The organism is Halostagnicola kamekurae (assembly GCF_900116205.1).
GTDB classification, from domain to species: domain Archaea; phylum Halobacteriota; class Halobacteria; order Halobacteriales; family Natrialbaceae; genus Halostagnicola; species Halostagnicola kamekurae.
Genome location: NZ_FOZS01000004.1, coordinates 241,052 through 266,612, shown reverse-complemented (window position 1 = coordinate 266,612; position 25,561 = coordinate 241,052). Strand labels below are relative to the sequence as shown.

At 55.9% G+C, this 25,561-nt stretch carries 23 protein-coding genes and 7 pseudogenes; 13 read left to right on the top strand and 17 right to left on the bottom strand.

All coding sequences use genetic code 11. From position 1 onward, the window contains the following. Position 1: 1 nt before the first annotated feature. Positions 2-778 carry a sulfite exporter TauE/SafE family protein gene (locus BM348_RS17435; protein WP_175507239.1) on the top strand — a complete coding sequence of 259 codons (777 nt, stop codon included), beginning with the start codon at positions 2-4 and terminating at the stop codon, positions 776-778. 45 nt (positions 779-823) lie between these two features. Here the strand turns inward: BM348_RS17435 and BM348_RS17430 are convergent. From BM348_RS17430 to BM348_RS17400, 6 genes and pseudogenes are all read right to left on the bottom strand, one after another. Then, positions 824-1,411, bottom strand: a pseudogene (locus BM348_RS17430) (SWIM zinc finger family protein); the annotation flags it as partial. A 2-nt stretch (positions 1,412-1,413) separates the two neighbouring features. Beyond that, positions 1,414-1,864, bottom strand: a pseudogene (locus BM348_RS17425) (hypothetical protein). Between the two features lie 255 nt (positions 1,865-2,119). Further along, complete coding sequence (locus BM348_RS17415; protein ID WP_092906855.1) at positions 2,120-3,775, bottom strand: phytoene desaturase family protein; 1,656 nt, start codon at positions 3,773-3,775, stop codon at positions 2,120-2,122. A gap of 220 nt (positions 3,776-3,995) precedes the next feature. Next, positions 3,996-4,310 (bottom strand): annotated as a pseudogene (locus BM348_RS17410) (TFIIB-type zinc ribbon-containing protein); the annotation flags it as partial. Between the two features lie 323 nt (positions 4,311-4,633). Next, the gene (locus BM348_RS17405) at positions 4,634-5,185 is read right to left on the bottom strand and encodes a hypothetical protein (RefSeq protein ID WP_245779524.1); all 552 of its coding nucleotides are present in this window, start codon (positions 5,183-5,185) and stop codon (positions 4,634-4,636) included. A 356-nt stretch (positions 5,186-5,541) separates the two neighbouring features. Then, positions 5,542-6,624 carry a hypothetical protein gene (locus tag BM348_RS17400; RefSeq protein ID WP_092906853.1) on the bottom strand — a complete coding sequence of 361 codons (1,083 nt, stop codon included), beginning with the start codon at positions 6,622-6,624 and terminating at the stop codon, positions 5,542-5,544. A 719-nt stretch (positions 6,625-7,343) separates the two neighbouring features. On the opposite strand from BM348_RS17400, the gene BM348_RS17395 reads away from it, so the two are divergent. Together BM348_RS17395 and BM348_RS17390 are read left to right on the top strand one after the other, a co-directional pair. Beyond that, the gene (locus BM348_RS17395) at positions 7,344-8,051 is read left to right on the top strand and encodes an SRPBCC family protein (RefSeq protein WP_092906851.1); all 708 of its coding nucleotides are present in this window, start codon (positions 7,344-7,346) and stop codon (positions 8,049-8,051) included. Next, a complete protein-coding gene (locus tag BM348_RS17390; RefSeq protein WP_092906849.1) occupies positions 8,048-9,217 on the top strand; it encodes a zinc-dependent alcohol dehydrogenase in 1,170 nt (389 codons plus the stop codon). Before BM348_RS17395 ends, BM348_RS17390 begins: the two co-directional genes overlap by 4 nt. Positions 9,218-9,320: 103 nt before the next feature. On the opposite strand, the pseudogene BM348_RS20790 reads toward BM348_RS17390, so the two are convergent. Beyond that, positions 9,321-9,466, bottom strand: a pseudogene (locus tag BM348_RS20790) (IS1595 family transposase); the annotation flags it as partial. A gap of 202 nt (positions 9,467-9,668) precedes the next feature. Here BM348_RS20790 and pdhA point away from each other — a divergent pair. The 4 genes and pseudogenes from pdhA (at position 9,669) to BM348_RS21500 (ending at position 12,190) form a co-directional block, all read left to right on the top strand. Then, entirely contained in the window at positions 9,669-10,754 is a 1,086-nt protein-coding gene (gene pdhA / locus BM348_RS17385) for a pyruvate dehydrogenase (acetyl-transferring) E1 component subunit alpha (protein ID WP_092906847.1), read from the top strand. Then, a complete protein-coding gene (locus BM348_RS17380; RefSeq protein WP_092906845.1) occupies positions 10,747-11,712 on the top strand; it encodes an alpha-ketoacid dehydrogenase subunit beta in 966 nt (321 codons plus the stop codon). Before pdhA ends, BM348_RS17380 begins: the two co-directional genes overlap by 8 nt. Positions 11,713-11,901: 189 nt before the next feature. After that, a pseudogene (locus BM348_RS22315) lies at positions 11,902-11,982 on the top strand (hypothetical protein); the annotation flags it as partial. Positions 11,983-12,028: 46 nt separating this feature from the next. Beyond that, the gene (locus tag BM348_RS21500; protein WP_175507224.1) at positions 12,029-12,190 is read left to right on the top strand and encodes a hypothetical protein; all 162 of its coding nucleotides are present in this window, start codon (positions 12,029-12,031) and stop codon (positions 12,188-12,190) included. 564 nt (positions 12,191-12,754) lie between these two features. Here the strand turns inward: BM348_RS21500 and BM348_RS20785 are convergent. The 3 genes and pseudogenes from BM348_RS20785 to BM348_RS20780 all read right to left on the bottom strand — a co-directional run. Beyond that, positions 12,755-13,123, bottom strand: a complete 369-nt coding sequence (locus BM348_RS20785; RefSeq protein ID WP_139231229.1) for a hypothetical protein — start codon at positions 13,121-13,123, stop codon at positions 12,755-12,757. A 371-nt stretch (positions 13,124-13,494) separates the two neighbouring features. Next, the gene (locus tag BM348_RS21700) at positions 13,495-13,710 is read right to left on the bottom strand and encodes a hypothetical protein (RefSeq protein ID WP_217642039.1); all 216 of its coding nucleotides are present in this window, start codon (positions 13,708-13,710) and stop codon (positions 13,495-13,497) included. A gap of 389 nt (positions 13,711-14,099) precedes the next feature. Continuing rightward, positions 14,100-14,207 (bottom strand): annotated as a pseudogene (locus BM348_RS20780) (IS5/IS1182 family transposase); the annotation flags it as partial. A gap of 396 nt (positions 14,208-14,603) precedes the next feature. On the opposite strand from BM348_RS20780, the gene BM348_RS17360 reads away from it, so the two are divergent. Next, on the top strand, positions 14,604-14,816 hold the full coding sequence (locus BM348_RS17360; RefSeq protein WP_092906843.1) for a hypothetical protein: 213 nt from the start codon (positions 14,604-14,606) through the stop codon (positions 14,814-14,816). Positions 14,817-15,042: 226 nt separating this feature from the next. On the opposite strand, the gene BM348_RS17355 is transcribed toward BM348_RS17360, so the two are convergent. Further along, the gene (locus tag BM348_RS17355) at positions 15,043-15,294 is read right to left on the bottom strand and encodes a hypothetical protein (RefSeq protein ID WP_092906841.1); all 252 of its coding nucleotides are present in this window, start codon (positions 15,292-15,294) and stop codon (positions 15,043-15,045) included. A gap of 369 nt (positions 15,295-15,663) precedes the next feature. Here BM348_RS17355 and BM348_RS17350 point away from each other — a divergent pair, with 369 nt between their 5' ends. The 4 genes from BM348_RS17350 to BM348_RS17335 all read left to right on the top strand — a co-directional run bounded on the left by BM348_RS17350 (position 15,664) and on the right by BM348_RS17335 (position 19,481). Then, positions 15,664-16,923 (top strand): PH domain-containing protein, encoded by a 1,260-nt coding sequence (locus tag BM348_RS17350; protein WP_092906839.1) that lies wholly within the window; start codon positions 15,664-15,666, stop codon positions 16,921-16,923. A gap of 518 nt (positions 16,924-17,441) precedes the next feature. Further along, complete coding sequence (locus BM348_RS21990) at positions 17,442-17,624, top strand: hypothetical protein (RefSeq protein ID WP_245779523.1); 183 nt, start codon at positions 17,442-17,444, stop codon at positions 17,622-17,624. Positions 17,625-17,947: 323 nt separating this feature from the next. Further along, entirely contained in the window at positions 17,948-18,964 is a 1,017-nt protein-coding gene (locus tag BM348_RS17340; RefSeq protein ID WP_092906837.1) for a zinc-dependent alcohol dehydrogenase family protein, read from the top strand. A 253-nt stretch (positions 18,965-19,217) separates the two neighbouring features. After that, the gene (locus BM348_RS17335) at positions 19,218-19,481 is read left to right on the top strand and encodes a hypothetical protein (RefSeq protein WP_092906835.1); all 264 of its coding nucleotides are present in this window, start codon (positions 19,218-19,220) and stop codon (positions 19,479-19,481) included. 917 nt (positions 19,482-20,398) lie between these two features. Here BM348_RS17335 and BM348_RS21495 read toward each other — a convergent pair. The 4 genes and pseudogenes from BM348_RS21495 to BM348_RS21490 form a co-directional block, all read right to left on the bottom strand. Beyond that, positions 20,399-20,932: a DUF7342 family protein gene (locus BM348_RS21495; RefSeq protein ID WP_175507238.1), complete on the bottom strand. Its 534-nt coding sequence runs from the start codon at positions 20,930-20,932 to the stop codon at positions 20,399-20,401. 75 nt (positions 20,933-21,007) lie between these two features. Beyond that, positions 21,008-21,944, bottom strand: a pseudogene (locus tag BM348_RS17315) (DUF955 domain-containing protein). Positions 21,945-22,150: 206 nt separating this feature from the next. Next, positions 22,151-22,816, bottom strand: a complete 666-nt coding sequence (locus tag BM348_RS17310) for an HD domain-containing protein (RefSeq protein ID WP_092907232.1) — start codon at positions 22,814-22,816, stop codon at positions 22,151-22,153. A gap of 302 nt (positions 22,817-23,118) precedes the next feature. After that, the gene (locus tag BM348_RS21490; RefSeq protein ID WP_175507237.1) at positions 23,119-23,259 is read right to left on the bottom strand and encodes a hypothetical protein; all 141 of its coding nucleotides are present in this window, start codon (positions 23,257-23,259) and stop codon (positions 23,119-23,121) included. A 41-nt stretch (positions 23,260-23,300) separates the two neighbouring features. On the opposite strand from BM348_RS21490, the gene BM348_RS20775 reads away from it, so the two are divergent. Then, positions 23,301-23,789, top strand: a complete 489-nt coding sequence (locus BM348_RS20775) for a hypothetical protein (protein ID WP_139231227.1) — start codon at positions 23,301-23,303, stop codon at positions 23,787-23,789. Positions 23,790-24,110: 321 nt separating this feature from the next. On the opposite strand, the gene BM348_RS17300 is transcribed toward BM348_RS20775, so the two are convergent. Then, positions 24,111-25,166, bottom strand: coding sequence for a hypothetical protein (locus BM348_RS17300; protein WP_092906827.1), 1,056 nt, complete (start codon positions 25,164-25,166; stop codon positions 24,111-24,113). Beyond that, entirely contained in the window at positions 25,163-25,387 is a 225-nt protein-coding gene (locus BM348_RS17295) for a DUF4177 domain-containing protein (RefSeq protein WP_394328110.1), read from the bottom strand. The genes BM348_RS17300 and BM348_RS17295 overlap by 4 nt, the downstream gene beginning before the upstream one ends. Positions 25,388-25,561: the final 174 nt, after the last annotated feature.

The window sequence follows — 25,561 nt, the reverse complement described above, 5'->3', positions numbered from 1 at the left end:
GATGATCGCTGGCCTTCCCACGACGACGCTCGCCGTCCTCGTCGTCCTCTCGCTGTTCGCCGGCGTCGGCATCACCGCCGTCGGTCCGGGTGGAATCTTCATCACCATCGCGCTCGTCGCGCTGACAGACCTCCCACCGGCGGTCGTTGTCGGCACTGCCAGCGCCACGTTTGTCGCGACGGGCCTTGTCGGCGCCGAGAGCTATCGGCGCTCCGGCGAGCTCGACTCGCAGGGCGGCAAGTGGATGGGGGTCGTGTTGAGCCTCACTGGGCTCGCAGGCGCACTTGTCGGAGTCCGGCTGAACGCGCTCATCGATGAATCGACGTTCAGCGTCCTGCTCGGTGGGTTTGTCTCCCTGACCGGCATCCTCGTTTTCTACCGGACCCGCTACGGAACGTCCGGGAACGACTTTGACGTGATGACGCCCCGCGGCACACTCGCCGTCGCCGGTATCGGGGCGTTCGTCGGCATCTCGGGCGGGCTCCTCGGCGTCGGTGGCCCGGTCCTCGCCGTTCCGCTGTTGGTGGCTATCGGCGTCCCAATGCTAATCGCAGTCGGCGTCGCACAAGTCCAGTCAGTGTTTGTCGCCGCATTCGCGACGGTCGGCTACCTCGCCCAGGACGCGGTCTCGTGGCCACTCGCCATCGTGATCGGTATTCCCGAACTCGTCGGCGTCGTCGCCGGCTGGAAGATTGCTCAATCCATCGATGCCGAAACACTTACTCGGGTACTCGCGATCCTCTTGCTCGTCGTCGGACCATATATCGCACTTCGGTGACATCCGCTTGCTTGGACCTCGCTAAAAACTAGAGGTCAAGGCCGCGTCGAGTGACTCGACGAGTGCCCGGCAGACGGTCGCCGCCGACGCGTAGCACCCCTGCTCGCGGTACTCGTTCGCGAGATCGAACCACTGTGTGAAGTCGATCGGCTCGAAGACGACGGGGTACTCAGGGTTCGTCTCTTCGAACCGCCGATCGATCGAGGTGCGAAGCTCGTCTACCGACTGTCTCGTCGGCTCACCGACTCGAGCGAGAAACCGATGGCGGAGATTCACATCAGTCGCGAGTTCTTCATGCAGGAACGCGCGGAGTTCGTCGGCGTCGGCGCCGTCGAGTGCAGTGTCGAGTCGATCGTCTTCGTCTGGAGGTGGGTCGTCAACACACCGAAGCAACACGGCGACGACGTGCTTGCACGTTCCCGGCCCGTCGTACGGACAGTCGCACCACGGGGCAAACTCGTCAGTGGCGAGGTCAACACGAACATCGTACTGACGGGTGCCGCTCACGACGGCGGTGACGGTGCTGTCGACGGGGTGAATCTCGTAGATACGACCATCAGCGAGGTATCGTTCGCCGCGTTCGAAGACCGCGTCCGTGCAGATGTCCCGAACTGAGTCCTCGGTTACGTCCATCCTTACGGTGGGTTTGAGACACTATTCAGCCGACTCAGGTCATTCTCCCCGTAGGCTGTACGCCACATTGTATGGACTGCACGGGTCACGAGCGACACCTCCGTCATGTCGATACAGGACAGTTCGGCGTCAGTCGCCGTGGCGTCGGGCGGCGGGTGGAAATAGATCTCGGGGGAGTGTGTTCAGGTGGCGATCGAATCGCCAGTTGCCGTCGTCGCTATCGACATCATGGAACGAATACATCCCCAGTTCGCCCCACTGAATATCGAGCCGAGCGCCCTCAGCGTTGCCGAGCCCATCGCTGCGGCTGATCTGCAGTTCCGTGGGGGAGACAATGTCGTCGTACGCCATGGCGTCGACTAACGCCTCGAGTTCGAGCCAGAGATCACGAATCCGCTGGACCGCCGGCAGATCGATCGACCCGAACTCGCCGGCACGGTCGCGGTCGGTCATTGGCTCCGGTGGAGGTGTACCCGTAGGCGTGCGCTTGAACAGCGGGACGTTGAACGCGAACGGAGAGTATGAGCTTCCGGCCGACTGTGTCGGCCAGAGCGGGAGTCCACGCTGAAACCCACGGCTAAAGCCGTGGGCTAGCTTACCCAGATCTGGTCCTGTGGATTGACTGTCTCCGTCCGAAAGGAGGTAGCTGCAAGAATGACTGAAATCGTTCATCCAACGCTGACGGACCACGCGAAACTGGACCGAGTACTATGACAGACGCCGCCGGATGGCCGCCGTCGCATCGCCGACATACTCTTCGGCCGTCTCGATCGCGCGCTCCTCGAACGGCGGCGTCAGCACGCGGTGGGCACAGAGACGACCAGAGGCCGCGTTGTTCCCGGCGCCCGGCCACGTCGACGCCCCGCAGACGTAGAGGTCCTCGACGGGCGTGCCGTACCGCGACCAGCCCGGGAACGGCCGCCACAGAAAGTTCTGGCGGAGGTGGTGACTCCCGGCGACGCTGTCGCCGCCGACGAGGTTGGGGTTCGTCGCTTCGAGGTCCGCAGGCGAGTGCACGTCACGATCCCGGATTGAGTCCCGGATTCCGGGGGCATACGTCTCGAGTTTGTCGAGAACGCGCTCGGCCATCGGCTCGGCCGCCACCTCCCAGTCGGTCGTCTCGATCTCGTCGGCTGCATCGCCCTCGATCTCCGAGGGGAGCGCTCGCACCTGGACCCAGAGGATATGCCCGTTGTCGGGCGTTCGGGTCTCGTCGACGGCGGTTGTCTGGCCGACGACGAGCAGCGGCGATTCGGGGAGCTGGCCGTTCTGGGCAGCGGTGTACGTCTCCGCCAAGTCGTCGACGCTCGGGGCGATGTGGACGTACGCAAACTCCGACAGCTCCGCACCGGCCTCCCAATTCGGCAGGTCATCGAGTGCGAGATGGATCATCATCGTCCCCGGTCCGTACTCGTAGCGGTCGACTTTTTCGCGGAACGACCCAGGGAGGGCGTTGTCGTCTACGAGCCGGTCGTACAGCACCGTCGGCGTCAGATTCGCGACGACTGCTTCGCGAGCGCGGACTGTCGTGCCGTCGGCAAGCGTGACACCGGTCGCCCGGCCGTTCTGGGTGTCGACAGCGGTAACCTCGGCGTTCGTGCGAATCTCGCCGCCGCGGGCCTCGATGAGTGTCGTCAACGCCTCGGGGATCGCCGACGCGCCGCCGGTCGCGACTGAGATGCCCTCCGAGAGTGCAGTGAACGATTCGAGGAACGGGAACATCGCGCCGCCGGAGACGTCCGGGCCGAAGTCGATGTGGAGTCCCCAACAGGCCATCAGCGCTTTCGCCTCCGGCGTCTCGAAGTAGGCGTCGCCGAGCTCGCGCGTCGAACTCAGGGGGATCTGTGCGAGATCGACGAGTCCGCTGGGGCCTTCCCGGCGAGCGGCGTCGATGAGCGTCCGGCCGGCAGCGACGGAGGGGAGTGGCTGTCCCAGCAACGGTGCGAGGTTCTTGGCGAACCGGCCGAACTCTTCGTGGAGCGTCTCCCAGCCCTCGGCGTCGGCTGGGGAGTGCGCTTGGAACTCCTCACGGGTTCGGTCGGCGTCCTGATAGACCCGCAGAGCGTCACCGCCCGGGTAGACGTTCGCGAACGGTTTGTCGGTCTGTGAGAACGCGAGCCCCGCCTCACGGAGTTCGTCACCGAACTCCTCGAAGACCTGCGAACCGAGGAAGAGGTTCTGGTTCGTCGAGTGAGTGTCGTGGATATAGCTCTCGCGAGTGAGTTCGTCGCTGCGAACCGAGCCGCCGGGCTTGTCGTTGCGTTCGAGCACGCAGACGTCCCAGCCCTCGTCGGCGAGGTACAGCGCTGCTGTGAGGCCGTTGTGTCCCGCCCCGACGACGATGGCGTCGTACGTTTCGGCCATGCCCCAAGAGTTGTTTCGACAGAGACAGAAAGCTTTCGGCGAATGGAGGTCGTCGCTGGCCCTGTTGGCAGTAGCACGGCTCGCTCAGGAGGGACTGTCGCTCCTCAATTTGTCTCACGCCTTGGGACGATCGTCGACAAGAGAAGTCATTCGGACTTCCACATCTGCTCCACTGGTGAGCGCCGAGAGTGGCCACGGCAGACCGTGACTTTGCCCCCAGAGCGGGTCGCCGCCGCTTCTGCCCAGATATCTCGTTCCCCTTCGCGTCGGTGCCGCGACCGATTTCCGTCGACAGGCCGCGATCGTGGCAGGCCGCAGTGAGTGGGACGCCCGGTCGTTCACACTCCTCGTCGTACGCCCGCCACTCCGGCCCGTGATCGATGCGCTGTTCGTCGATGACCAGCCCACAGTCCTCGCAGACCGTTTCGACCGCGTTCGTGGTGATCCGGCCGTCACACTCGGGACACTGGTTCGCACTCGATTCCGTTCGGACGTCTTCGTCGAAGCCAGTTTCGTAGATGTCTCTGGCTGCCATGATACTCACGACGGGGATCACGAGGATCGCGTCTCTCGAACGCCCCTCACCCACTACGGGGCAAATAAACACCCAGCGGGCCGGCAACGAGCCGGTCTCCTAATGTGGCGAAAGCCCGGCACTGCAACGGCGCTTTATGCGCCGGGAGCAGCCCGAATCGTGGAGGTGATGAGAGGTGGCGGTGACCGCGTACACACCAGCAAAGAAAGGATGTCGTCCCGGCTATTCCCACCGGCGGCCGCGCTCTGGGAATGCAGCGACCTCTTCTCGTACGACCTCTATCAAACGCTTATCTGTGAGCCATGTCGCCGTACTGTTGGCCGCTACAACCCGAGCACGAGGAATATGCCGAGCAACAGTCCGACCACTCCAATGAGCAACCCACCGAGTGACGTTTTTGCCATACGGAAGACTGTCTCGGCCGGTGAGCGGTCAGAGACGACGAGCGGGTCGATACCCGACCCGCCATCTGTGACTCGACCGACGACAGTCAGTTTGTCGCCGACTGCGGCTCGCTGTTCACTGTAGCGACGCGTCCCGATCGAGAGGACGCTGAACAGCGGTCGAACCACCGATGGCGGGTCACGCCAGACTGTCGACGGGGGCACGTTGTCACTTTCCTGTTCGAACTGCTGGATCCGCTCAGGGGGGTCCGTCGCAGACCCGGTCGTTGGGACGACCTCGGTTGACAGTGCGACGGTCCGTGCTGGCTCGACGACCGGGATAGTTCCAGTCTCGGTCTGGACATCGAACGTTACAGCGCCCGTCGCTTCGTGAACGGTAACGTACCATGGGAAGAGGTAGAGCGCGCTGAACCGGCGTTCCTCGATTTGATATCTGAGCGCGACGCAGTCGGTGCCGCTGAATGGTGCCACGAGCGACTTACCGTTGTTCTGGGTTACGTCCCCAGAGATTCGAGTGAGTGTACCAGTGTCGCTGGTATCGAGATACTCACGATTAGTCGCTCGGATCACGGCGGTCGCTCGCCAGACTACCGCGCACTGGCGACAAGTACGAGACCGCCGACGAGGAGCATCGCACCGCCAAAGAGGTCGGCTATTGTGAGTCCACCTGGGAGGGCCATAGAGAGTCGTTTGACAAATAGAGTATGATATTCAAATATCCCTGTCGAAATCGAGAGATATCGGCGCTGTTGGCACTGTCTAGTTGAGTTAGTTTGAGAAGTGAGCAGGTTGTTGAGTTTCTTGTCCAAAGATACTCGCAAACCTGCTCAGCGAGTGTGACCATGGGTTTCTTCAAGGTCATCTTTCGTTTGGCGTGCGTCAAACGGTCCGACGAAGAGAGTCGACCGCGACATCGCTGCAAGTCGGAATACATACGAGATGAGTAATGCGAAAGGGACGAGGGCTATCGTTATCGCCCCGCTGACAAACAGAAGACGCAACTCAATACCCAGAAACTGGCCGGGGAATACGGTGGGGGAGTACAATTGGGCAGTCAGATACGTCACGACGACCGACGGAAATCCTGTGTACAGGAGCCCTTCTGACAACCTGATGTACTCGTCCCGGATATAGACCGTCTTTAGATACTCACGAGAGACTGCGTAAAGTTCGAGGAGTTCATCCAGTTCATCGAGCGACGACGTAATAGATTCAGGGCGCGACTCGTCATCGATCTGCTTTAACTCATCGAGCGTCCGTACCTTTTCTGAAATCGCAAATCGCAATGCCGCCGAGATCACCTCGAACTGTCCGAATCGACCGGACGATAGTATCGTCCTAACGCTGCTCGCTTCCGTGCTGACCGAGGTTGAAAACCGGTTGAATTTCTTCTGGAGCGCCTTCTCATCGACATCGGAGACTGCCTCGTCGAGCCGTGTGGCTTGATCGACCATCGCATCTAGGAGGGCCGTGAGAAATGCTGCAGGCGAGGTAGGGCTCACCCGAATCCCAGTATGGTCTTTGACCCGCTTTCGCAAGTCCAACGACTGCTCGTAGCGTTCCTGTTGATCCCCAACCGATCCTAATCCGGGTGAAAGGACGAGTTGGTTGATCGAGAGAACGATAACGACCACTGAGACGATCGCCTTCATGAGTTCCACCAAGGCTGTCCCTGGCGAGATTCCCTCAGCCAAGAACGCTTGGGCTGAAACCGGCCCCCAGACTCCTACGAGGACAATAAGACTAAACGTCGCACCGAGTAAGAGGCCAGCCACAATGTTCCGGTCGGCGTCTAGCAGTAACCATCGCTTCACCCGAAACAGGCGCCGCTGAAGCGGGTTCTTCGGCGGCGTTCCATATGCCGTATCGTCTATCTTCCGGATCGGTTGTGGCGCCTTATCGTCCGACATACCACGACGAACAGCGAGGAGACGGAAATGAGTTCACTGTGATCTGAGAGCACAGTAGCTACTGACTTCTCGCCTTTCGGGAGTCAAACTCTCGGCGAGCGGCGAAGTCAAACATTTCAAGGACAAAACGCCAGGCGGTGAGGCGATACCGATTACAGTAGAGACATCAGATAAGAAGCAGAAACCCCATTGACGGCAAAACGTAGGGTAACTCCGACTACACCGAATTGTTCGTCGACATCGACTCGTGTGGTTCTGATCCATTGATCGCGTATTCGAGAAACTCTTCACTGTCCTTGTCAATTTCATCACACCAGGATCAGCGGCTCGAGGCTCTGGACTCCCTCGAGGAGCTTGTCCCTGTCCCAGCGAACTTCCCACAGGAGAGTCAGGAGGTCATCTATGCGTTCATCTCCACGCGAAGAGAGCCCCAAGAGGATCCGAAGTACCCTCGGACGAAAGGTGCGTCACCGGACAGTAAGAGAGTTCTCGTACCTTCCAGAGCAACTCGGCGACGGCAAAGTGGTCGCCCTGCCCGGATCCTAAAACGCACAACGACCCAAGCAGCAAGCGATCTAGGTCCCTTCGAAACACCGTTTGGCTTAGTCCACAGACGGTCACCGGATCGGCAACGTCCGCGGAAGCTGAAACGAACGGCACATGCAGCCCGAACAACCAAGCCGCGCGTTACCGCGGAGTATAGACCGTGTTGATAGACAATGACACATGCGATTGACGCCCTCGAGACGGACCGCACGGAACGCCTCCACGGTAGCGAAACGGGATCGATGCTCCTCGGCGCTGTTCTCGTCGGAATCGGACTCAAGCGGCGGTCGATCGTTGGTACGGTTCTCGCGGCTGTCGGCGGATGGATTCTCTACGGCGGCATTCGACGGCGGTACGCGGGCGCGGCTACCCCGTCGAACACACGCGCTGGAGCGCTGGTCGTCGAGCGATCGGTGACGATCGACAGGCCAGCGGACGAGCTGTCTGACTCCCTAACGGACATCGACACGGTGTCGCGAGTTCTCGGACCGGCCACGGGGGTGACCGAACATCGACCCGGTCAATGGTCGTGGGCGATCCCAACACCACTCGGCCGGACCGCGATCTGGGAAACGGAGATCACGGAAGACGAGCCCGGCGAGGAGGTCCGCTGGGAGTCCCTCGAGGACGAACTGATTCACGCGGATGGAACGGTCCAGCTACGACAGGCGCCCGCCGACCGGGGAACCGAAGTGACTCTTCGACTGGCTCTCTCACCGCCCGGCGGCGCGCTCGGAGCAGCGGTCGCAAAGCGAGCATCCGCGGTTCCGGAGCGCTTCGTGAACACCGCCCTTCACCGATTCAAGAGTCTCGTTGAGACGGGCGAGATTCCGACGCTTGAGGCGAACCCTTCCGCCCGCGGATCGGGTGATCTGGTGTGAGGGCACTCTGCTGGGAGGGGGTTAACGATCTTCAGGTGCGATCGGTTCCAGACCCGGAGATCGTCAATCCGCGCGATGTCGTGCTCGAGGTGACGCTGACGACGACTTGCGGGTCCGACTTACACTTCATCGACGGCTATCTCCCGACGATGCGCGAAGGCGACGTGATCGGCCACGAGTTCATGGGCGAGGTGGTCGAAACCGGCCACAAGGTCGAGGATGTGGATCTGGGTGATCGCGTGGTCGTCCCCTCCTTTATTGGCTGTGGGAACTGTGCGTTCTGCGGGACCGATCAGTGGTCGCTCTGTGATAATACGAACCCGAATCCCGAACTACAGGAGCCGGTGCTCGGCTATTCGACTGCGGGAATCTACGGTTACACCCACGCCTTCGGCGGCTACGCCGGCTCTCACGCCGAATACGTGCGGGTACCACACGCCGATGAGAACTGCTTTCGGGTGCCCGACGAACTAGATGACGAGCAGGCACTGTTCGCCTCCGACGCGTGGGCGACCGGCTACATGGGTGCGGACTTCTGTGACATCGAGACGGGCGACACGGTCGCCGTCTGGGGCTGCGGTGGCGTCGGATTGATGGCTCAGCAGAGCGCCCTCCTCATGGGTGCCGAGCATGTGATCGGAATCGACCGGTTTCCCGGGCGCCTGCAGTTGGCCAGGGACGAGGCCGGCGCCGAAACGATCGACTACACCGCCGTGGACAGCGTCGTCGAGGAGTTGAAGCGCCGAACCGGCGGGCGCGGCCCCGACGCCTGCATCGACGCCGTCGGGATGGAGGCCCACGGAAGCGGCCCCATGCACGCCTACGACCGCGCGAAACAGCGGCTGAAATTGCACACGGACCGCGGCGAGGCGCTGCGGCAGGCGATTATCGCCTGCCGCAAGGGCGGCACGCTGTCGATTCTGGGGGTCTACGGCGTGATGGACAAGTTCCCACTCGGCGTCATCATGAACAAGGGGCTTACCGTCCGTACCGCTCAGCAACACGGCCAGCGCTACGTGCCGAAACTCCTCGAGCACGTCGAAGAGGGCGAAATGGACCCGTCGTACCTCGCGACTCACGAGTTCTCGCTCGAGGACGCCCCGCGCGGCTACGAAATGTTCAAACACAAGGAGGAAGGCTGCGTCCGGGCCGTATTCACACCCTGACCGACCACCCGACCCGTTCTTTCATCAATCGCACACTTTTTGCTCGAGAAATCCGGGAGAGCTGCTTGCAGAGGTTGTTGCGGTGTCCAATGAGCAGATCGTGCTTTACCAGATACTGCTGAAACACTCGATATCTACCTATTGAATCACGCCACGGCAGCGTGGGCAATAGACGCTATCACGCCAGCGAACCTGCGCCAGCAGGTTCGCAGCGCGGCCCTCCGAGACGAACATCTTGATTGAGAACATCGTTCATCGGGTGAGGCGGTCGCGTCGCGCTTGGTCTCTGCTACTTCAAGTGAATACTCAAAACTGACCAACAATCTGCGCCGCAAGAGCGTGTAGAGAAAAGAATGACCCTCCCCACGACGAGCAAGCGTCTCGTTGCTCCTACGGCAGGGCCGTCGCATACTGGCCCTTGCATTAACTCCCTCGAAACCCTATCGTTCACATGCCAAAAGAGAACGTGGCTCAATTTTCCATCCGGTCGGTTCAGGTACTCTCAGAGGACGAAACAGTTGACAATGAATTACTTCCAGAATTGACCGACAACGAACTACTGTCGATATATGAACAGATGAAACGATCTCGGCGCCTTGATGAACGCGCTATTGCACTACAACGCCGGGGCGAACTCGGAACGTACGCTCCCGCGATCGGCCAAGAGGCTGCACAGGTGGGCACCGCGTTCGCCCTTGGTGAGAACGACTGGCTCGTCCCATCGTTTCGAGAGCAGTCCGCCCTCCTAGTTCACGGTACACCGCCCCACAAGATCCTCAAATACGCAAAGGGAATGGAAGAGGGCGCGGAGATTCCACGGGAGAATGGCACTCTTCCACCAGCAATTCCCGTTGGCACACAACCATTGCACGCCGTTGGCATCGGTTGGGGAGAGGCGTTACAGGGACGGGAGAACATCGCAATTACATACTTCGGTGACGGTGCAACCAGCGAGGGAGATGTATATGAGGCGATGAATCTCGCTGGCGTCTACGACGCCCAGACCGTTTTCGTCTGTCAGAACAACAGGTACGCCATCTCGACAGGAACTGAAAAACAAACCGCAGCGGAGACGTTCGCCCAGAAGGCCGTTGCGGCAGGAATCGAGGGAATTCAGGTCGACGGTAACGACGTTCTCGGCGTTTACTGTGTTGCGAAAGAAGCCGTCGACAAGGCTCGGAGGGGAGAACCGGTCTTTATCGAGGCGTTGACCTACCGCCGATCAATGCATACGACTTCCGATGACCCTTCGGCGTACCGCGAAGTCGAAGAGGAATCGGAGTGGAGAGCGCGCGACCCAATCCTTCGATTCCAAGTATTCCTCGAGAATCGAGGGCTTCTTGACAATGAGACCGAGGACGCGATCGACGATCGAATCGAAGACGAACTCACATCGGCGATCGACGAAGCGAATGAAGCCCGCGAAGAACTCGATCCAGCAGATATGTTTCGGTATGTATACGAAGAGCTGCCGCCGGAACTTGAGCACCAGCTCATGGCATTCGAGGCCGCCGACGGGGGTGATATCGATGGCTGAGCGACTTCGGATGGTTGAGGCCATTCGAGACACACTCGATGCAGAGTTGACGCATAATGACGACATTGTTGTCTACGGCGAGGATATTGGCCGTGCTGGCGGCGTGTTTCGAGCAACTCAGGGCCTGATAGATGATCATCCTGATCGGGTGTTCGATGCGCCGGTCGCAGAAGCAGGGATTGTCGGCATGGGCGTCGGACTTGCAGCAACTGGCATGCGTCCAATTCCGGAGATTCAGTTTCAGAGTTTTCTCTATCAAGGATTCCACCAGTTGGCCCAACACGTTGCACGGGTTCGGAGCCGAACCAGGGGGACAATTACCTGTCCAATGACGATCAGAACCCCCTACGGTGGTGGTATCCATGCCTTAGAGCTTCATTCCGAGAGCTTTGAGGCAGGGTTCGCTCATGTTCCGGGTCTAAAGATTATTATCCCTTCATCACCTGCAGAGACGAAAGGATTACTCACGTCTGCGATTCGAGACCCGGATCCCGTCGTATTCATGGAACCAACACGACTGTATCGTGCGTTTCGAGAGGACGTACCTAACGAACACGAGCTCCCACTCGGTGAGGCTCGCATAGTCAAAACCGGCGAGGAGGTTACCGCCGTCGCTTGGGGGTCAATGCTCCGTGAGACGCTCAACGCAGTTGACGATGTCGGCGCAAGTATCGAAGTGATCGATCCACGGACACTCTACCCCCTTGATACGGAGACGATTGTCAGTTCCGTAAAGAAGACCGGACGTTGCGTTATCGTCCACGAGGCACCGAAAACTGGTGGAATTGCAGGAGAGATCATTGCTCGTATCAATGAGGATGCATTCCTGTACCTCAAGGTACCGATCGAGCGTGTAACTGGCTACGACGTTCCTGTGCCTTTGTTCGCCCGTGAAGATGACTACCTACCCGATGACAAGCGTATCAAGGAAGGGATTCAAAATGTGCTTGAATTCTAGTAGTTGGTAACAGATGCTAACCGAGCAACGAGGATTCAATCAGGCATAAGTGATATTCCAGAAGCGTACTGAATAGAACGCGCGAATGCCCCACGAAAGCGGGGTAATTTGTTCTTGATTCTACTTTCTGGATTCGAGGAACTCGCGAGAACATCGCACACGCAATCCACAACGGTCGAAATCAGGGTGATGAAAGAGGCCGACAGCGTCGTCGAACTCACTCTTCAGACCATGACGGCTGACACCCCACTCGTTCGCCTCGCACGGGAGTTGAACTGTGTGCTCGAGTTTGAGGGCCTGGTGTCGGGGGCAAAGGGTGAGACAACCGTTTCTTCACTGCGGGATACATCACTCCCTCGCGCTGCTCGAGCGCGTCGACCGCGTCCCGCCGGCGGTCCTTCGTGCGCTTGGAGACCACGACTACGGGATTATGTTCACCCAGCCCCAAGGCGACCATCTCGTTGTGGAGGTCAAATGAGCCGCGACGCCCTGGCGCCGGACACGGAGCATAATGTCGTTCGCAGCGAGACGTCCATCGACATCGACGGCTTTCGTAAGAGAGAGTTGACCGGCGAGATTCGATTTTGCTCGTGCGGCCGGCCAGCGATGAACATAGACGAGATTCCCCATCGCAAATACTGTGACCAACGCTGAGCGAAAGTAGACTACTGGCGTGAGCGGTTTCTGAGTAAGTAACAACCCTTCTAAACTCTCTTTCAATTACCTCTGGTGAATCACCGCTTCTTATCCGGACTCAGTCGCTGGTGAACTAGACGATTAGGCGCCCTTAATGAAGTGGGTTACCCCAATGGTTTCGGCGAGGATCCATGCGACGAATAGTCCATATCATAAGCTACTCCAGCAAAGGCTCGATCACTTTTTGCTAAAACTGGACCTGTCGTACTAAGACCAGTAGCACCAATGCTAACTACATAGCCTGTTTTTTAATCAGGCTTCTCCGATGTCTTTTTGACATGGAAATATCTATTGCTAACAATTAGTACAAATACCTTTCTACGAAGGAATTATAAACCAGTATATACTAATCACCACATTGTCTCGGATAGAATTCGATATTACCATCATTTAGTGCGATGTTTAGATTGTCATGTACGTCATCGGAATTAGTACAACTAGGATAGAATTGATATTCTTCGTTTCTACCATCGTCAACAGAGATATTGTAGACACAGACTTGGGATTCAAATAATTCTCTCTCTTCTCTTCTTGAACCCATGTCAACCATATATTCATCAGAGTATATACTATTACCGTTCTCCGATGTTATCTCTACTTCTACTCTATGATCTTCTGACTCTGTATTGATAATCATGAATCCTGCCATTGGTTCTGTGAAATTTATACAACCAGAGAGGAATAGCAAACCAACACTTTCTCCCTTTTCTATCATACTCCGTCTTGTAATCATATCCACTGATCTATAACTTATTGTCAATAGCAATAAAGCTAAGGTATCTTACCTTCCAGTATCCAAATTAGCGGTGACAACGCCGGCTTTCCGAGTACGTCAACGAATTTAAGGCAGGCTCAATGATTGGAACGCGGGACTCACGGTGATCGATACGCGCCAAGGGTTTCTATGCACAAACCCTGGACGGCTTCTACGCAGAGTGGTCGCCGAGGACGAACGCTTGGTCGAACGGGGGAGTGTCGACAATGGTATAACCGTCGTGTCGAGTTCGTACAGCGCAGAGACGCTCGCGGATGAGACGAACCGCTGTGCTATCGGAACAGAATCTCTGATACCTGAAATTTCAATGACTAAGTAATTAACTCTGTTTCGAATGCGAGGCGTTTCAGTTCTTGATCAGGTTTATTCTCAGGCCCACAGCAGATACAGTCAGTCGACAGTTCTGTGACCCCACCGTCGTTCACCGACAGGTCGAAGCTATTCTTGATGAGTATGACATTGTTGAGAAGGACAACGATATCGTACTGTTCGCCACCGACGATGAGGAAGTGGTTGAGCAGGATCATTTTTCCAGCCCCAATATACGTGTTTCCACTCCCAGAGAGAGGAACGGTTTCGGTATATACGTCAAATCCCGCTTAGATAATGGAGAAATCCACATCAACGGGTTCACTGGTTTTATTTTTAAGAGAGGTGGATCCACAAACGCTTCTGACTCGTCTAGCCAACAGAGACAGACAGAGAGGTCAGCAGTAACTCCTAGAGTGCCTATCAGCTGTCGACAGCGCATATCCATTCAATTGGCAAGTATCTATTCATCCTAAATGGTGTGTAGTTGCCCTGTACTTACCGCACAGGATAGCAAATCTAGAATATTCTAATAATTTAAACAGAGCAGTAACAGACTGTGATGCAAGCCTCGAGAGACTGGCGGGTATTGAATATATTCATCTCAATAGCGTTGTTTCGAGAACTTCGATGAGTAGCGAGCTATGGCACGTTGCGCTAACTGAAATGTTTCCTCGACAAATCGGAACAACCGAGACTCTGGGAGGGTCTGCATCTACTCAAACTATCGACTGAATTCATAACTCACTAAGGATTTCAACAGAGCCATCTCAATAGATGATATCGTGGCACCTAGGTCCACGAACGGTGCCAAGTAGTGCAGTACCGACAGAACAACGGCCAGAAGGAGCTAGTAGCATGGCTCTCTCAAAAATGATTAGGTACAGTTCCTGTACCCACGTCCGTATTCAACGCCCCTTGGTTTGCATCGGGCTTGCGAGCTATGGTCATACAGGCCCCACGCAGCACTTCTGCGCTCATACGTATATAAATTACTATATAAATACCCATTGCCTTAACGGACGATGACAATGTATCTTTAACCATGCGCCCCGCTATTGTATCTTGTATATGAGCACCATGCCGATCAACTGCTCCGAAGGTTCGAACAATGGCACGATCTGAATCAGGATCCGACTGGAACGAGGAACAAATAACCAATGCTGAACTCGAGGCGTTCGAGGACAGCGTTGGTGAGCTTGGCGACCGCGTGAGTGAGTTCCTTGCCAAGTCTGATCACACCCCTGCAGATATTGAGAAAGCCGTTCGTGAATACGATATGCCAGATCCGCTCGAGGATCGGCCGGCCGAGGAAGACAACTGAACGATTTTCTGTACTAGTTCGTCGGCGAATTCGAGTGGAATATTCACCAACATAACCAGCGCTATTCGAGTGTTGGTTAGGACTGAACGCTCTTATTACCCCATCTGCGGGTGGTCACCAGTCACAACCCCTTCACCATTGCAGTGCCGACACTACGTGACAACGCCGCATACCCGAGGCCGAGCAACTCTTCCATCAGTGGCTCCGCGACAATGGATTCCGGACGCTAATTTACACACTCCGAGAACACTACGACCAGACGTTTACCGAGTTCTGGAAAGGAGAACTTGAGTTCATTGAGGACAAAGACGACAGCTAGGACGGGGCGAGCGACAACTTCGATACCGTCGAGGCCCTGGAACCGTTCCTTAAGAAGCACGCCGAGCGCAAGGAGTCGATCCAGTCCGAAACGACCATCCAGATCTACCGCTACCGCCTCAACCGATACGTCCACGCCTACGTGAAGGCGAACGAGCACTGTGACATACTTTCATCTGTCGAGCGAGAGAGCGCCGTCCAGACACGAGGCGATTGATGAATGTCTCGTGGCATTCGACCGCTTGAACGAGGAACTTGACGGCGCGTACGAAGCACCGCATCCTCGAGATAGTTCGAGAATTCTACGCCTCGCTGCTTCGTCGCCGCCACGCTCGCCTCAATCTGGCAGATATCGCTGCCTGTTCGTTCACGTGTATTGACCCAGGTGCGACTGCTAAGACAGCGTTACGTACAAAGAAGCTACATATTGTTGATCAGTCCCTGTTAGATTGCATAAATTATCCTCTCCCTTATTTATATTCTAATATATAAATGTTTAATAGAATCTAAATTAAACACTTAACTCCTGATGGTAGATAGGACTGATGGCTTCTGGGCATTTAGCCGCTCTATTGTGTTCCTCATTGCTATTGTAAATTTACTCCCGCTATTGGTATTGTTTGCCTTCAATTGGGATATGACCGATCTATTGATGGTTTACTGGCTCGAAGGAGGTGTAGCCGTCGGTGTCGGATTCGTGAAAACTGGCCCGGCGAGGCTCGTCACTCTGCCGTTGCCAGACAGTCGACGTGAACTCACGATGCAGGTAAAGCGCGGCTCAATCACTGTCTGTGGGTTTCCCTTCTACGCTCGAAATGGTCCGCTACTCGGGTTTCTGCTGGTCGGTCTTGGAGTATGGCTCGTGACAGGCTTACTCGCGTTCTATCGCTCTGCATCTCCATTTTCATATTCACCGACAACGCTTCTGTCCGTAGTGACTGTCGCAAGTTTCCTTTGTCTTCTCCATCTGATAACGGCTCGACCGTACTTCGATGAACGGCGATATAGATGGACGACACCGACGGCAACTGTCGGTCCACCACTCGCGTATGTGTTTGGTATCGCCTCGCTCGTTATAATGATGGCAGATCTTACTGATCATCCCCTGAACCTGAGTTGGCTCACATCTTTCCCCGTCGCGATCGGCATCGGAAAGACGATTCTAGAATTACTCACCCGTTGTCGAAATCGTGCCCGGTTCGAGAAGATTGGTGCACATTCCGACACATTCTCTTTCGAGCGTAGCTTTCGTCAGCAGATGTCACCGAAACAATTGACCGCGGAGCTTCCGTCGGTTTCGCGACCAAAGACGTGGCCACAACTGACCGTCTGTCCCAGACGCTTGGGGAGTATCGTCGCAAGCACGTTCGTTGGACTTAGACAGCATGCCTTTGGAACCTGGTTTGGATTTCTTTTCGTCTGTGCTACCGCTACAGTGATACTAGGCGGGTCGTGGTCATTCGCACTAATCCTCGGAAGCATCGCGTTGGGTGGTCTCATAGTGTGCGGTCTTGCGATCTCGTACCCGCGAAACGCGACACTTGAGTATGAGTTCTACGATGGTCAGTTGGTTTGCTACGACCGCTGGCTCCAAGAACCGCAGTGGAAACTCCCCTATGCGGAGATCGAGCAGGTTTCGATCACGCGGAGTCGCATCGGTCACCGGCTCGGTTACAGTACTGTGTCTATCGAAACGAGCGACGATATGCCTGCAAAGTTACCATATCTTTCAGATGGGGAGGAAGTCGTTGCTCGTCTCGAGCGTACCGTTCCTATCGAAGTTCAATGATTTGCCAGCTCCGGCTCAGGGCACAAGTTTCAATCCTGCAGTTGGTTTTCTCTCTTCTAGCGATGTCTATCCGGTCATCGACGCTGGTGAGAAATCAAGGCAGTCATCCGCCGCTAAAAGAAGCTAGACGACCTGACGAAGTCCAATTACCAGAACTCGAAGGGCGGTCGGGAGCGCTGAAGTGGATTCTCATTGCCTGCTTCGTCTATCAGGGATTCAACAACGGATATTGCGGGTCGACTCCCCTTGAACCTGATTTGAAACACGCACTTCCGAACGCCAACCATCGGACCGCTGTCGCACTGATCCAGTTCTACCCCCGGAGTCTGATTCGCCTTCTCCATGCTGAAAACGCCTATAGAAGTCGAACCAGAGACGTCCGACTGACAGGAGCGGGTTAATGAGTACATCAACGAATCAAAGCGGCTGTTGACCGTTCGACGGAAGAACATTCTGTGCAACACCTGTACAGTTTCGGTGCGAGAACGCTTGAGCGAAAACACGCAGTAGAAATTGACTTGACTGCATACGAGCTGGATATGTACCCAAGCGAGGCAAAGATCGTCTACGCAGAGAAGCACGAAAAGCTTTGGATCGAGTTCGTTGAGGAGGGCGTCGAACGCGCAGGATATCCAGAGCTGAAAGAAATTCCGGGGCTATCGAAAGCAGAGTTCGCTGAAAAGGTTCGTAGCCTCGACTAAGGAGTGCCGTTAGTCTTGGAGCGTGGCGACTGTTCGGCCCGTTTCCTCGGCCTCTTCGCTGCGCGACATATTGTACGTCGCGAGCGCTTCGTCAACCGTCTGGTCAAGGCTCATTGGTCAACCTAGTCTTGACTCTTCCAGCGTATAAACGCTTGTATGGCTCCATACAAATATCAAACAGCCTCAGTCCACTCAATCGGTGCTGAACGCGCGGACGTTCTTTTCTCCGAAGAATCCGTTGCGATCGAACAGATTATCGGAAGTACCAGCAAAACAGTTGTTAGTCCAAGCACCAAAGTTTCGAGCCTCCCTATTCTCATCCGATGAAAGCGTACGAAGTGCAAGAAGCCACGACCGACTACGACGGGGTCGTCCAGATCGATCGCGAACGGCCCACACCAAGCGCCGACGAGGCGCTCGTCCGCATCCATGCGGCATCGCTCAACTATCGCGATCTGGCGATCGCAAACGACGATCTCGTCTATCCCGGCGCGGCGCTACCGGTCGTCCCCCTCTCCGACGGGGCCGGGGAGGTCGTCGCAGTCGGTGAGAATGTCGAGCGGCTTTCGGAAGGCGATCGAGTCGCGACGCCGTTCGCGCCCGACTGGATCGACGGCCCCGGAACGCGGGCGAAGATGGGACGGATGACCGGAGGGAACGTCGACGGAGCACTCGCCGAGTACACCACGTTCCCCGCCGAGAGCCTCGCGACACTCCCCGAGCACCTCTCCTATGAACAGGGCGCAACGCTTTCGTGTGCCGGTCTGACCGCGTGGCGGGCGCTCGTCGAAGACGGAACCATCGGTGCGGACGAACGCGTCTTGGCACTTGGAACGGGCGGCGTCTCGACGTTCGCGCTCCAGTTCGCCACGATGCACGGAGCGGAGGTGTTCGTCACCTCCTCGAGTGACGACAAACTCGAACGCGCCCGCGACCTCGGTGCCGCGTGGACACTAAACTACGAGGAGACTCCCGACTGGGGCGAGGCCATACAGGAACGGATGGGCGGGGTCGATCACGTCGTCGAGGTCGGCGGGCCAGGAACGCTCGAGCGGTCGCTCGAAGCGGCCGCCGTCGACGGGCACGTTCACCTCATCGGCGTGCTCTCCGGGCAGGACGGGCAGGTCCACCCGGGTCCGATCCTCCAGAAGGCGCTCACGGTCGAGGGCGTAATCGGCGTCGGCAGCCGCGCGATGTTCGACCGGATGAACCGAGCCATGGCTGCGACGGAGATGGAACCAGTAATCGACCGCACGTTCGACTTTGACGAGGTCCGCGAGGCGTACCGATACCTTGAGGCGGGCGACCATCAGGGGAAAGTCGTCGTAACGGTTGAATAGCCGTTGGTAGCAGCGGAAGCGGCGGTATCGAAATATCCGTTCTGAAGTGGCCGGCTTCGTTTGACACTGGCGGCTAAAGTTTCATGGACCTATAGACGAGGGAACCGTGGGAGGAGATATCTCTCACTCAGTAATTCAGGACTTTGGGTGTTCAGATGATCCCCTCGAGATGGATCTCTCCACGTCAGTTTGAGTCTCCATCGGGGAATATTCTTATGCGGGTTGATCGTGAAGTTGCTAGTACAGCGTTGAGATGACCGACCTCACTGATCCACGCCCACCACTTCCAGAGTGGATTACGGACGTGTACGAGATTTTGTCTACCTACAGTTCCAACGCAGCGGCGGAGCAAAGCGGGCAGTCGATTCCGCGAGAACACGCACTCGAGGTCCTTCGTGATTCCGAACAGGTGGATCTCGAAGCCGGGGATGCGACCCATGCGCTGTCCCGGCTGATTGATCGCGGGTATCTCTACGAGGTTAACGACGAACTCCGTATCACGGAGCCTGAAAACTAACGAGCAGGTGACTTTCGCCGAGTCAATGAGCGGTACCTCACTGTTGTTGTCGCTTGAGGAACTCAAGGGATGTCTTCGGCCAATGTCGCCGATTGGCCAAACACACTCTTAAAACAGTACTTCAGTTCACCATCATCGATGAACGGCTGTGCATCACTGAGCTGTTCTCGGAGAGCATCAGCATCTCCACGATGCAGATGTGACTCGATCATGTCTATGTCGATTGATGGAATTGCGGTAAGAACATCAGCGAGATCTGTTTTCCGGCCACTATGGAGCTTTGCGGCAACGAGCACTTCTCTATCAGCTGCTCGTGCAGTCGTAGAGCAAGTCCCGCCAGAGATCGTCGTCGGAGAAGTATGCTTGCGCAGGTGACATCCTCCGCGCCGTTTACTGATCTCCTCCGGTTCCAACGATCCCCCTGAAATTTGGATCGGCAACTACTGGAAAGAGCGGGGACTCCCTCGCTGCTTAAAGATAGCGACCGGATTAGCAATGCAACGCTTGGACTCGATCTTCGACCCACTCCAACACGGCAAAGAGGACATCCAAATGATGGGCAGACTCGAGTGTGGACTGCTCTACATCTGCGGACGCATCTGGTGGTGGATGATAGTGGTTCCGAGGCGTCTCTGGTTTCGGGTGGCGATCCCATCGGCATTGCCAGGTCTTCTCCTCACGAATCTCGATATAGTGAACTGTGTAGTCGCCTCCGACAAACCATCGAATATCCACTCGAGCTTCGCGTACTGCAGAAGGATACTGTGTGCTGTCTAACTGGATCTCGAGGACACGCGGAGAAATTGCATCAGGCCGAAACTCCCCGGTGGAAACAAGTGGATGGGTCGCTGCACGCTGTGCCAGTACCTCGAGCGTCGGAACATCAAGAGGACCGCTTGGCGTTTCGTCTCGTCCCGTCACGTCTTTGACTGGATTCGACCATCGTTTGATGACTCGGCCCGTTGAACAGCCCGTTTCAAGATTGTTATATCCTGTCGGATTGTCCGCCATTCTGTAAGGTCGTCCCACCGGTCGTGAAGCGCTTCGTGGTCTTCGACAGGATCATCAGAGACAACGACAGCATCCGGATCTGGGACCCCATACGTTTCCTGCAGGTCCTGGTCTCTTTCAACGAGTTCTGCCAAACGCGAACGAAGCTCACTGGGACTGTGTTCGCGCGCAAGCGTTTCAACACGCTTCCACTGGAAGTACGATGGATTCCGCTGATACTGAGCTGGTCGGGTTCCTGTTCGTTCTGCAATTCCCATCTCGACAAGTTGCTCAAGTGCCTGGCGAGCACCGGTCTCAGAACAGCGAGCCCACTCTGCGAACCGTTGTGCAGAAACGGGATCCGTAGTGCCAACGAGAATGTCGTAGACACGCTGGAACGTCGTCCGATCCGTATCCCACTGTTTTGACGGATCGTCTGCAGAGGTTGACCGTTTTGTCATACAACCTTCTTCGAGGCCAGACCACATATATCTTTCTTGGAGAACAGATATACAATTTCAATAGCCGAGTTCTCTTCAGTTTGTTTTGGCCATCTCCCTTTCAGCGGCATCAATAATTTCCCCCGCTGTCGAACTGATCCGCTCGAGGCGGTCGAGAATTGCTTCTGGCTCGTCGCCTTCCCACGCGGCTAGGTAGAAGGCTGAGCCGCTCGTATCCAGCCCGAAGTACCGCCCAACGATATAGCCCACAGCTTCCGCCTCGAGTTCGCGTTTCTACCGCTCAATCTCGTCGACGCCACCGTGTAAGAGTGCGTGGGCGTACTCGTGGACGAGCGGTACAGCTAAAGCTGCGCTATTCTCCCGATCTTGTACTTCGACGAGTGGCTGTTCTGTAGGAGATCGATACTGACAGATACCCTCAGCGTCGCCGTGTGTTTACGCTGGTTTGGAAATCACCTCGACATCGACATCAAGCGTTTTCGATCCCTCAAGCAGCACTGGTACCAGCTCGTCGGCATCCCCAGTTGCGTCGATCTCGAGTTCGGGGAGTGGCCCTCCTTCGGTCTGAGAAATATCGAGTACCGATGTAGGCCGAAAGCCCACTAAGCCTTTCGACCACGCTTCAGGTGGCGTCTCGTCGTACTCACAGTCACTCCGCTCGTGGTACGACGGCGAATTCTCACACCTGGGACACTGCTTGGCGATGATCAGCGCCCAGATCCCGACCGCTGTCTCGCCCTCTTTCACATACCGGTCGAACTCCGTCTGCCACATTCGGTAGCCCGCGACTCGAGTTGCCTCGGGACACTGGCGAGTAATGAGGAGCGCGTTGTGATAGAAGTAGTCGAGGAAATGACTCTGGATGTCGAACCACTCCTGAAACTGATCGCTCGAGGCCGCTTCGTCGATTTCTGCGACAATGTCTTCAGCCAATGTCCATCATGCGATGCATCTCGTCTCGTCTGGTATCCGACTCAGCGAAGGATACCACTGAGCTGTCGCTCGAAGTCATTGATTCGTTGAGGGACGCTACATTCTGTGAACGTCCCTCACCCCTCAGGAGATGACAAACATCTCCGTTCGGAGCGAATTAGCTGGGACTATTGACTGTCGATATCCGGTCTTTATCCATCCTATGACCGAAGTACCTCTCTAACGGCCTTATTGAAAATCTCAGAGAAAGAGCGGTTTGACGCCGCTGCGGAACGCACAGCTGTCTTACTTTTTTGGGCCTGCATCAATTTCGTGAGTGAACTGAGTAAAGAAGTTCTCCATAAAGTCCCATCGAGACTCTCCAAGGCGTCGGCCTGGGTCAGTCTGCAACGCATCAAGGCGCTCACGTGCCCACTCGCATACGAGATCGATATCCGGTACTTCGGCACGATCTCCACTAAGTGTCGTTTTGTCATCTATAACTGCATACTGATTACCAGTACGCCCTGAGCGCTCACCGATGATACAGGCGAGTCGAACGATTCCGACAGCGCCAGTCGCATCCAACTTATCAGCGTCGAAGAGCAATTTAGCCTCGATCGTCTCTGGGTCCGGAGAGCTCGCTCGGATACTGTGTGCCCGCAGACAGTGCTCGATAGCTGTGATCCGGTCATCCGTCACGTCTTCATTCTCAAGAAGGGTTGTGACTTCGTTGGCCGCCCATTTGTCGTGATCGTCAATGTCCCCGACGCGTTCGAGTGGCCGCCCGATATCGTGAAACCACGCTGCTGAAGCCAGCACTTCTCGGTCAACACTGTCAGGGTGCTCGTCCGCAAGCCTGAGTGAGACATCACGTACTCGTTTCGCATGGAAAATATCGTGTGCGGGGAAGGCGTCCTCATAGTACGGGAGCGACAACTCTCGGGCAAGAGAACCTAATCTGGAAGGCATTATGTCCAGAAAATCACAGCGGGGGCGCTTAGTAATTTTGAAGAACATACTTCTCAGTCGTCCCTATTTAACTCAGCAAATGACTCATTCCTGCATCAACAAACTGACTGATTACAATCTCGCGTTAGCTTGCCACCAGCAAGTCGGAGCGCAGGATAGACTTCCCCACACTGCGTGCATTGGATAGTCACTTCCTCTGTACAACGCTGATCAGTCATCGTGGATGAACCAAACAATATCAATCAAATGTATAGAAGTGCTGGCGATTCTTGATTTCTGATTCGGTCGGTGTACTCACAGAGTTACTGTTCAATATAGAAGACGGCGTGAGGGGCCAGCGACGTCCCATCGACGCACAGCAGGACTCGAATCATCGCTTCGTACGGCGCGCCGCCGTAGCCGACACAGTAGGCTGGACGGGGGATCGGCGAAACGGTCGCCATATATCTCAATCATTTATATATGGCAAAATGAATATACTAATATGCCCTTCACCCCGTTCCACCTTGGTCCCGTACTTCTGCTTGGAGTCCTCCTCTACCGATGGGTGGATCTCCCAACACTTCTCGTAAGCAGTATCATCATCGACATACGCGCCGCGCTCGTTGTATATGGGCCGCTCGGACCACCAGCCCACGGAATCCTAACCACATTTGTTGGCGGAACCTTAATCGCTATTCTACTCACAACTGTTGTCTCTTCACTACCCGACTCTATCAATCACTGGCTTGGATTTGGACGACTGACTGATAGTGTTTCCCGTCGTGCGATTTTCGCTGGAAGTGTACTTGGGATTTACTCACACGTGATTCTTGATTCGATACTGTATACTGACACCCGTCCACTCTTTCCACTTGCCTGGAATCCGTTTTTCGTAGATGGGGTGAAATTCATTCCCGTCTACGCCGGCTGCACCCTCACTGGTATTCTCGGGGTTATCACTTTTGCTGTGAAATATTGGTCCAAAAGATAACTCAAGAGCCGTTCAAAAATTGTTGAACTAGAACTAGTCTTCTAGAGTATGTGTTCTAACAGTGGTGCGAGTGCCACCACTCAACGTAGGTTCCCCAGTCAAGAGTTGGCCACACGTATCCGGCAATCTCTGGATTCGTTCAGGAGTCTGTGTTTTATATGATCTTTTCAATCGTAATGAGACAGCCACCATCTCGAATGAGGCTGAAACTACGGTAAATACGGCTACTCCGTCATGATTAATCTCATTGGTGGCTGAAAAGACCAATAGAAAGCTACAGTTCTCGAGGTTATATACTACTACTCAGTCAGACACCACCTGCTATCGCTGCGAATCGCGGAGGATCAGTGGCTCGATTGCCAAGGTTCGCTTCGCGATCGTGACGATTCGTAGTACGTATGAGGTAAACAGCAGGAACGGAACGAGCGTTATCGTGAATGTGGCCCCAATTAGCACTGTTATGTGTGCGATCCCGAACGTACTCCCAGGGAGCGTCGCCCCCTCGACGACGGTGAGCATAACACCGGCAACAACCAGTGCCGGAATCGCTGCGTACAGAATCATCTGCGAGAGGGTAACCAGTGCCCACTCGAAGTACAGCGTCTTCACATGCTCTCTGGCCGGACCGAACAGGGAGAGTGCCGTCTTCAATTCGTTGAGGAGGGTATTCTCCGGTTCCCCAAGGTCCTCCGCGTGGTCGTGTGCGATACGCTCGACTTGGTAAATTTTCCAGCCGTAGTTGTAGTTGAGTGCTGCAAAGAGTACATCAAAGCTACCGAAGTTTGCGCTGTCAAGTTGTTCGCGGACCTTCTCGGAGTTACCGATAAGGCTCTCGGTGAACTCGTCGACTTCCCACTGCAGTTGGTCGCTATCGATATCGCTCAGACCGTCCCGCACTGCCTCCGCGCGCTGCTCTGCCACGTCGACAAGATCACGGAGAAACGCTGATGGGTCGGCTGGACTCGGCGCCCCGATGAGTTCTTCGGTGTAGTCACGGAAGTCCATCGAGTTCTCCATTCGCTCGCGTTGCTCGCCAAGCGGACCGTTCTCTTGTGAGAGAACCAGCTGACCGATTGTTACAACGAGTGTGACGCCGGTAATGATAGCGCCGATCATGGTCGAGAACATTGTCTCGATGGTGTCACCCGTCTCAAGCTGTGGAACCAGTGCTGGTGGAAGAACCGTCACGAGTGCCACAAAGAGAACAAATACGCCGAATGCTAACACAACAGTAACGTACCAGCGGTTCGCAGCGAGCAGCAACCAGATCTTGATGTGGCTCTCTCCGGCGCGCTCTCGCATCGTATTAGCGGTGCTGACATCAATATCTGTGTCAACATTCGGATTTGAATCGCCATCGATAGAGCCAGAACTCATGACGAGTTCTCCGTATTGTCGACAGAAGACTGAGCTGACCGCTCGAATACGAGGTACTTGGTCCCACCGCCAGTGTAGTCGATTGTCTCGACGAGTCGCCATCCCTGAGCAGCGAGCTCATTCAACTCTGCCTTTGGATCCGTCGCCTCCTTTTTGGTTTCTCCGCGGGGTACTCGAAGTGTCTCATACTCCCAGCGATCGTTCATGGTCTGGTTCACCATTCAGCCTTCTCCGCGTAGTTGCATAATAACACTCGCCCAGGAGTCGTCGCAGTTAGTTCTTGACTTCGGACGCTGGCGGTATTTATTGAGGTCTCAGAATGCGGTTTTAGATACCCGCGGGGAAGTCCTGATGCACTCGCCTATTCAGCCTATAGAACTCACGGCTCGATATCG